The sequence below is a fragment of the Nocardia sp. NPDC003963 genome (assembly GCF_053605105.1).
Genome location: NZ_JBSGIP010000090.1, coordinates 1 through 8,588, shown reverse-complemented (window position 1 = coordinate 8,588; position 8,588 = coordinate 1). Strand labels below are relative to the sequence as shown.

Here is an 8,588-nt window from a genome sequence, read left to right as displayed (position 1 = left end):
TGCGCCAACCGGTTCGACCGCACATCGAACTCACCATAGGAATACCGGACACCCTCGAACACCACCGCCGGCGCCGACGGATCCACCGCCACCGCGGCAGCCAGCAGCTCGGGCAGTGTCGAAGCCGGTACCGCCGGACCACCCGAACGGGCGAGGATCTCGCCCCGCTCGGTCTCGTCCATGATCTCCACCGCGCCCAGCAGCACATCCGGGTCCGCGGCCACCGCGGCCAGCAGCCACCGGAACCGGGTGATCATGGTGCGGACGGTCGCCTCGTCGAACAGATCGGTGGCGTAGTTCAGGAACAGGGTCATCCCGCCGGACCCGTTGTCGGCCAGCGTGAACTGCAGATCGAAGCGGGCCACATCCTCGGCGAGTTCCACCCCGGAGACCTCGAGACCCGCCAGGTCGAGCACCGCCTGTTCCTGGTTCTGCAGCGACAGCGCCACCTGGAACAGCGGGTTGCGGGCCTGCGAACGCTCCGGCGCCAGCAGATCCACCAGCCGTTCGAACGGCACATCGGCATTACCGAACGCGTCCAGATCGGTCTGTCGTGCCCGGTCCAGCAATTCCGCGAACGATTCACCCGAGCCGACACTCGTCCGCAACACCAGCGTATTGACGAACATGCCGACCAGATCGTCCAGCGCCCGTTCACCACGACCCGCGATCGGCGTACCGATCGCGATATCGTCGCCGCCGGACAACCGCGCCAGCAGCGCCGCCAGCGCCGCATGGAACACCATGAACATCGACGCACCGCGACGACGTGCCAGCGCGTCCAGGTCCGCGACGAGCTCGGCGGGCAACTCACCGCTCACCGTGGCACCGCGCATCGATGCCGCCGCCGGGCGCGACCGGTCCAGCGGCAGTGCCAGCTCGTCGGGGACACCGGCGAGAGTGCGCTGCCAGAAAGCGATCTGCCGCGCCATCGGCGAGGCCGGATCGTCCTCGGCGCCCAGCACCCGGCGCTGCCACAGCGTGAAGTCGGCGTACTGGACCGGCAGCAGATCCCAGCCCGGCTCCAGATCCCGGACCCGCGCCGCGTACGCGGTCATCACGTCCCGGGCCAGCGGGGTCATCGAGAAACCGTCACCGGAGATGTGGTGCACCACCACGACCAGCACGTATTCGCGCGGCGTCAGCTCGAGCAACCGGGTCCGCAACGGCGGGGCCACGGATACGTCGAAGCCGGCGCCCACGAACTCCGCGATCGCGGCGGGTAGCTCGGCCGCGGTGACCGCGACCGTGTCCAGCCCCAGATCGACCTGCTCCGCGGGCACGATCACCTGTACCGGCATCTCGTAGCGCTGTGGGAAGTAGGTGCGCAGCGATTCGTGCCGCCGCAGCACATCGGCCAGTGCGGCCCGCAGGGCCGCCACGTCCAGCTCGCCGGTGAGCCGGATCGCCATCGGCAGGTTGTAGGCCACCGAGGTGGGATCGAACTGGTTGAGGAACCACATCCGCTGCTGCGCGAACGACAACGGCACCAGTTCGGGCCGCGGTCCTGCCTCCAACGCCGGACGCGCCCGCTCACCGGTCTGCTCGACCCGCACCGCCAACGCGGCCACCGTGGGCGCCTCGAACAGCGCCCGCACCGGCACCTGGGTATCGAGCGCGGCCCCGATCCGCGCCGCGACCTGCGTCGCGACCAGCGAGTTACCGCCCAGCTCGAAGAAATCGTCGTCCGCGCCGACCCGCTGGAGACCGAGCACATCGGCGAACGTCGACGCCACGACCTCCTCGATCGGGGTCGACGGTGCCCGGAACACCCGGGCCTCGAACACCGGCGCCGGCAGCAGTTTGCGGTCCAGTTTCCCGGACGCGTTCATCGGGAAGGCGTCGAGCATCACGAAGGCCGCGGGCACCATATAGGCCGGGAGTTCGGCACGCAGTGCGGTCTTCACCGATTCCGGATCGATCGCCCGGCCGGTATCCGGTACGAGATAGGCCACCAGCTGGTCACCGGTGTGCTCGTCGGCGCGCATGACCACGACGGCCTGAGCGATCTCGTCCATACCGACCAGCGCGGATTCGATCTCACCGAGCTCGATCCGCAGACCACGCAGCTTCACCTGGAAGTCGGTGCGGCCCAGATATTCGAGCTCGCCGTCGGAATTCCAGCGGACCAGATCGCCGGTCCGGTACATCCGCTCGCCCGCACCGAACGGGTTGGCCACGAACCGGTCGAAGGTCAGATCGGGACGGTCCACATATCCCTGCGCCAGCTGCGCGCCGGCCAGATAGAGCTCACCCGGCACCCCCGGTGGCACCGGCCGCAACCGGCCGTCCAGCACATAGGCCTGGGTGTTGAACGCCGGGACACCGATCGGCACCGAGACGGTATCGGCCTCGGTCACTTCGTGGTAGATGAGGTCGACCGTGGCCTCGGTGGGCCCGTACAGGTTGTGCAGCCGGGCGTTGCTCAGTTTCCGCAGCCGGCGCGGTACATCGTTGGGCAGCGCCTCGCCGCCGACGATGATGTGGCGCAGGCTCGACCATGCCTCGGGACCGGTCTCGGCCATGATGACCGACAGCATCGACGGGACGAACTGCACCGTCGTCACGCCCTCGGCGGCGATGATCTCCGCGAGGTAACCGGGATCCCGGTGTCCGTCCGGACGGGCGATCACGAGCCGGGCACCCACCTGCAACGGCAGGAAGAACTCCCGGACCGAGGCGTCGAAGGTGACCGTGGCGCGCTGCAACATGACATCGGCCGCGGCCATCCCGTAGCGGGCGTGGGTACCGACCAGGCAGTTCACGATCGCCGCGTGCGCTACCGCGACACCCTTGGGGCGGCCGGTCGAACCGGAGGTGAAGATCACGTACGCGGTGTTGCCCGAGCGCAGTGGCCGCAGCCGGTCCGCGTCGGTGAGCGGCGCGTCGGAGAATTCGGTCGAATCCAGCTCGTCGATGCGGACCTGCCGCTCGATTACCGGGTCCAGATCGGCACCGGAGGTGAGCACACAGACCGGTTGCGCGGTGTCGAGGATGTGCCCGAGCCGTTCCACCGGCTGATCCGGATCCAGCGGCACATAGGCGCCACCGGCCACGACGACCGCGTACATACCGATGACGAGGTCGAAGGACCGCTGCATACCCAGCGCCACATACACCTCGGGCCCGACACCCATCGAGACGAGCCGGCGGGCCAGCCGGTGTACCCGGCCCGCGAACTCGGCGTAGGACAGATTCGTCCCCTCGAAGGTCAGCGCGATCTCGTCCGGTGTCCGGGCGACCTGCGCCTCGAACAGGGAAACCAGGGTCGCCGTCGCATTGCCGGGGGTCTCGGTGAGCGCGGTCTCCACCGGGAAGCCCGTCGCGTTCCACCGATCGAGCACCAGGGCGCGTTCGGCCGGGGCCATGAGTTCGATATCGCCGACCGGTACCGTCGCGTCCGCGATCACCGTGCGCAGCACCCGCACGAACCGGCGGCCGAACTCGGAGACGAACTCGTCGTCGAATAGATCGGTCGCGTAGAGGATCTCGGCGTCCATACCGGATCCGTCGGCGACCGCCTCGCTCATGGTGAGCGACATATCGTATTTGGTGGTCGGGGTATCCACACCCACCCCGGTCATCGTCAGGCCGGGCAGTTCCAGCCGGTTGTCACCCAGGTTCTGGAAGGCGAGCATCACCTGGAACAGCGGCTGCCGCGACTGCGAACGCACCGGATTGAGGACCTCGACCAGGCGCTCGAACGGCACATCGGCGTGCGCGAACGCGGCCAGATCACGATCGCGCACCTGGGCGAGCAGATCGGTGAACGGGGCGCCGATATCGATCCGGGTCCGCAACACCAGTGTGTTGACGAACATACCCACCAACTCGTCGAGCACGCGCTCGCCACGACCGGCGACCGGGATACCGATGGCGATATCGGTGGTGCCGCTGAGCCGGGCGAGCAGGGTGGCGAATGTGCTGTGCACGAGCATGAACAGCGTGACGCCCTGGGCCTGCGCGACCCGGTTCAGCTCGTCGATCACCGCACCGGGCACCACGAATCGGTGCGTCGCCGCCCGCTCGCTGGCGACCGCGGGCCGGGGCCGGCTGGACAACCGGAGCTCATCGGGCAGTTCGTCGAGCTCGGCGCGCCAGAAGTCCAGCTGCTGGGAGACCAGTGACCCTGGATCGTCGTCGGAACCGAGCACATCGCGCTGCCACATCGCGTAGTCGATGTACTGCACGGCCATCGGTTCCCATTCCGGGACCGCGCCGGTCGAACGCGCCGAGTACGCGATCATCAGATCACGGCTGAGCGGCCGCATCGAGAAACCGTCGGCGGCGATATGGTGCACCACACCGGCCAGCACGTGGTCGTCCGCGGCCAGGCGATAGACCTGCAGCCGGACCGGCGGTTCGTCGGTCAGATCGAAACCGCGCACGACGAATTCGGCGATCGAGGCGAAGAGTTCGGCACTGAGCTCGGCACCCGGCGCCGCGGCCCGGTGCGAATCGACGACCGCTACCTCCGGGACCGCCCGCTCCGGCGGCAGCACCTGTTGGAAACCGACACCGTCGTGGGACGGGTACACGGTGCGCAGGGATTCGTGCCGGGCGATCACATCGGCCACCGCGGTCAGCAGCGCCGTCATATCGACGGTGCCGGTGAGCCGCAGCACGATCGGGATGTTGTCGACCGCGGACTCCGGTTCGAAGCGGTTGAGGAACCACATCCGCTGCTGGGCCTGCGACAGCGGCGGGCGCTCGGGGCGGGGACGCGCGGCGAGAACCGGACGCCCGCCGGCACCGGCCTGCTGCTCCACCCGGGCCGCGAGCGCGGCCACCGTCGAATCCTCGAACAGCATCCGCACCGGCACGGTGGTGTCCAGGGCGGCCCCGATCCGGGCCGCGACCTGGGTCGCGATCAGTGAGTTACCACCGAGGGCGAAGAAATCGTCGTCGGCGCCCACCCGTTCGGTACCCAGGACCTCCGCGAACACCCCGGCCACGATCTCCTCGATCGGGGTCGACGCGGACCGGGAACCACCCGATTCGAACACCGGCGCGGGCAGTGCCCGGCGGTCCAGTTTTCCGTTGATGGTCAACGGGATCCGGTCCAGCACAATCAGCGCGGACGGCACCATATAGGACGGGACCCGCCGGCCCGCGCCCTCCCGGATCTGCTCGGTATCGGGCTCTGTTCCGGCGTCCGGCACCACATAGGCCACGATCCGGTGGTCACCCGGATTGTCCTCGCGGACGATGACCGCGGCCTGCGCGACACCCGGCTGCGCGAGCACCGCGGCCTCGATCTCACCGAGTTCGATCCGGAAACCGCGCACCTTGACCTGATCGTCGGCGCGGCCGAGGTATTCGAGTTCCCCGAACCGGTTCCAGCGCGCGAGGTCGCCGGATCGGTAGAGCCGCGCCCCGGGCGTACCGGGATCGGCCAGCGGGTTCGCCACGAAACGGGCGGCCGTCAAGTCCGGGCGCCCCAGGTAACCGCGGGACAGCTGCCCGCCCGCCACATACAGCTCACCCGCCACCCCGACCGGCACCGGCTGCAGCCGGTTGTCCAGTACGTAGGTCTGCAGCCCGCCCAGCGCACTGCCGATCACACTTCCGGCCGCGCCGGCGATGGTCTCCGCGTCGAGCGCCCGGTAGGACACGTGCACCGTGGTCTCGGTGATGCCGTACATGTTCACCAGCAGCGGCGAAGCGGTTTCCCGGTCGCCGATCGCGACGGTGCGTCCGGTCGTACCGTCACCGTGGCGGGTCACCCAATCGCTGAGCCGCCGCAGTTCCAGTGCCTCACCACCGAATACGACGTAACGCAGCGCCAGCGGCCGTTCCGCTTCCGCGGTGCGATCGGCCTCGGCCAGCTGGTAGAACGCCGACGGCGTCTGGTTCAGCACGGTGACCCGTTCGGTGCGCAGCAGTTCCAGGAACTGCTGCGGCGAACGCGAGGTGTAGTAGTCGACGACCACCAGGGTGCCGCCGAAGAGCAGCGGTCCCCACAGCTCCCAGACCGAGAAGTCGAAGGCGTAGGAGTGGAACAGGGTCCATACGTCCTCGGCGCCGAACCCGAATTCGCGCTCGGTATTGGCGAACAGCCGCACCACGTTCCGGTGCGCCACCGCGACGCCCTTGGGCCGCCCGGTGGAACCGGAGGTGTAGATGACGTAGGCGGTGTTGTCCGGGCGCAGCGGCGCGAGCCGATCGGCATCGGTGATCGGGCCGTCGTCGGCATCCTCGATATCGCCGACCTCTACGGAATAACCGTCCATCAATACGCGCGAGATACCACTGGGCAGGTCCACCCGCACCGAGGAATCCAGCACCACGGTCGCGGGACCCGCGTCCCCGAGCACATAGGCGATCCGGTCGGCGGGGTAGTCCGGGTCCACCGGTACGTAACCGGCACCGGACTTGATCACCGCGAGCAGTGCGACCACGAGATCCAGCGAGCGCGGCAACAGCACCGCGACCAGGGTCTCCGGCCCGGCGCCCTCGGAGATCAACCGGCGCGCCAGCACATTCGCGCGACGATCCAGTTCGGCGTAGGTGAGCTGGTCACCTTCGTACTTCGCGGCGGTCCGGTGCGGATGCTCCCCGGCGGCCACCTCGAACAGGCCGGCCAGGGTGGCGGTCTCCGGGCGATCGACCGGTACGCCGTCGACACTGAACACGCCGGGACCGGCGTCGGCCCGGGATCGCACCCAGCGCTGCGCCACATCCAGGCGCTCGGTCGTACCGAGCAGATCGATATCACCGACCGCGGTCTCCGGCGCGTCGGCGATCGCACGCAGGATCCGTACGAACCGATCGGCGAAAACGGACACGGTGGCCGGATCGAACAGATCGGTGGCGTAGGCCCACTGCATACGCAGGCCACCGTCGGCGGCACCCTCGGTACCGACCGTCAGTTGCAGATCGAACTTCGACTGGCCGGTTTCGAACTCGACGACGCCGAGATCGAGCCCGGGCAACGATACCGCCGTGGTGTCCGCGACCGACGCGGCCTCGAATGCCAGGACGACCTGGAACAGCGGATGGTGCGCCTGCGACCGGCGCGGGTTGAGGATATCGACGAGCCGCTCGAACGGGACATCGGCGTTGGCGAAGGCCGCGAGGTCGGTCCGGCGCACCTCGGCCAGCAACTCGGTGAACGGGGTCCCCGGGGCCACCTCGGTACGCAGGACCAGGGTGTTGACGAACATACCGACCAGATCGTCGAGCGCCTGTTCGCCGCGTCCGGCGATCGGGGTACCGATACTGATATCGGAACTGCTGGACAGCCGGCCAGCCCACGCGGCGAGCGCCGCGTGCACGACCATGAACAGAGTCGTCCCGTGCGCGCGGGCCAGGCTCTCGAGGCCGCCCCGCAGTTCGGCGTCGATCGCGAAATCGTGGGCGGCACCGGAATTGGAAGCGATCTCCGGACGCGGCCGGTCGGTCGGCAGTTCCAGCCGATCCGGCAGATCCCGCAGCTGCTCGCTCCAGTAGGCGACCTGCTCGGCGGCCACCGATTCGGGATCGTCCTCCGAACCCAGCACCTCACGCTGCCAGAGCGTGTAATCGGCGTACTGGACCGCCAACGGCTCCCAGCCGGGAGTCACGCCGCGACTCCGGTCGGTGTAGGCGACGACCAGATCGCGCAGCAGCGGCCGCGGCGAGAACCCGTCGGAGCTGATGTGATGCGCGACGAGGACGACGACATGTCTGCGGTCGTCCAACCGCAACAGGGTCACCTGGAACGGCAGCTCGGCGGTCACATCGAAGAACACACCGGCCAGCTGCAGCACCCGCACCGGCAGTTCGGCCTCGGTGACCGGTTCTGCGGCGAGCTCGAAACGCACCTCGTCGGCCGGTAGCACCTGCTGATGGCCGATACCGTCGACCTCCGGATACACGGTCCGCAGCACCTCGTGCCGGGCCACCAGATCCGACACCGCCGCGCGCAACGCGTCGACGTCGAGGTCACCGGACAGTTGGACGGCCAGCGGGATGTTGTACGCGGCGGACCGGTCGTCGAACCGGTTCAGGAACCACATCCGCTGCTGCGCCAGCGACAACGGCACCCGCTCCGGCCGCTCCCGCGGCGCGAGCACCGGCAGGCCCCCGCGCCCGGTAGCGGACTCGGCGGCCGCGGCCAGGGCGGTCACCGTGGCGGCCTCGAACAGCATCCGCACCGGCACGGTGGCGTCCAGGGCGACCCCGATCCGGGCCGCGACCTGGGTCGCGACCAGCGAGTTACCACCGAGCGCGAAGAAATCGTCATCGGCACCGACCCGCTCGACACCGAGCACATCGGCGAAGACTCCCGCGACGATCTCCTCGATCGGCGTCGAGGGCGCCCGGAACTCCTTGGTCTCGAACACCGGCGCGGGCAACGCCTTACGGTCCAGCTTGCCCGAGGTGTTCAACGGGAACGCGTCGAGCACGACCACCGCGGCGGGCACCATGTAGATCGGCAGGACCTCACGCAGGGCGTCCAGCAGGACCATCGAAACGATCTGCGCACCGGGTGCCGGGACCACGTAGGCGACCAGCTGCTCACCCAGATCCGACGCCGCCACCGTCACCACAGCCTGGCTCACCACCGACTGCGCCAGCACCGCCGACTCGATCTCACCCAGCTC

The 8,588-nt window shown here is 68.9% G+C and carries 1 protein-coding gene; it reads right to left on the bottom strand.

Features of this window, described 5'->3' with window-relative positions:
- Positions 1-8,588 (bottom strand): amino acid adenylation domain-containing protein (locus ACWEWT_RS38115; protein WP_452565786.1); only part of this gene is annotated, 8,588 nt, incomplete at both ends.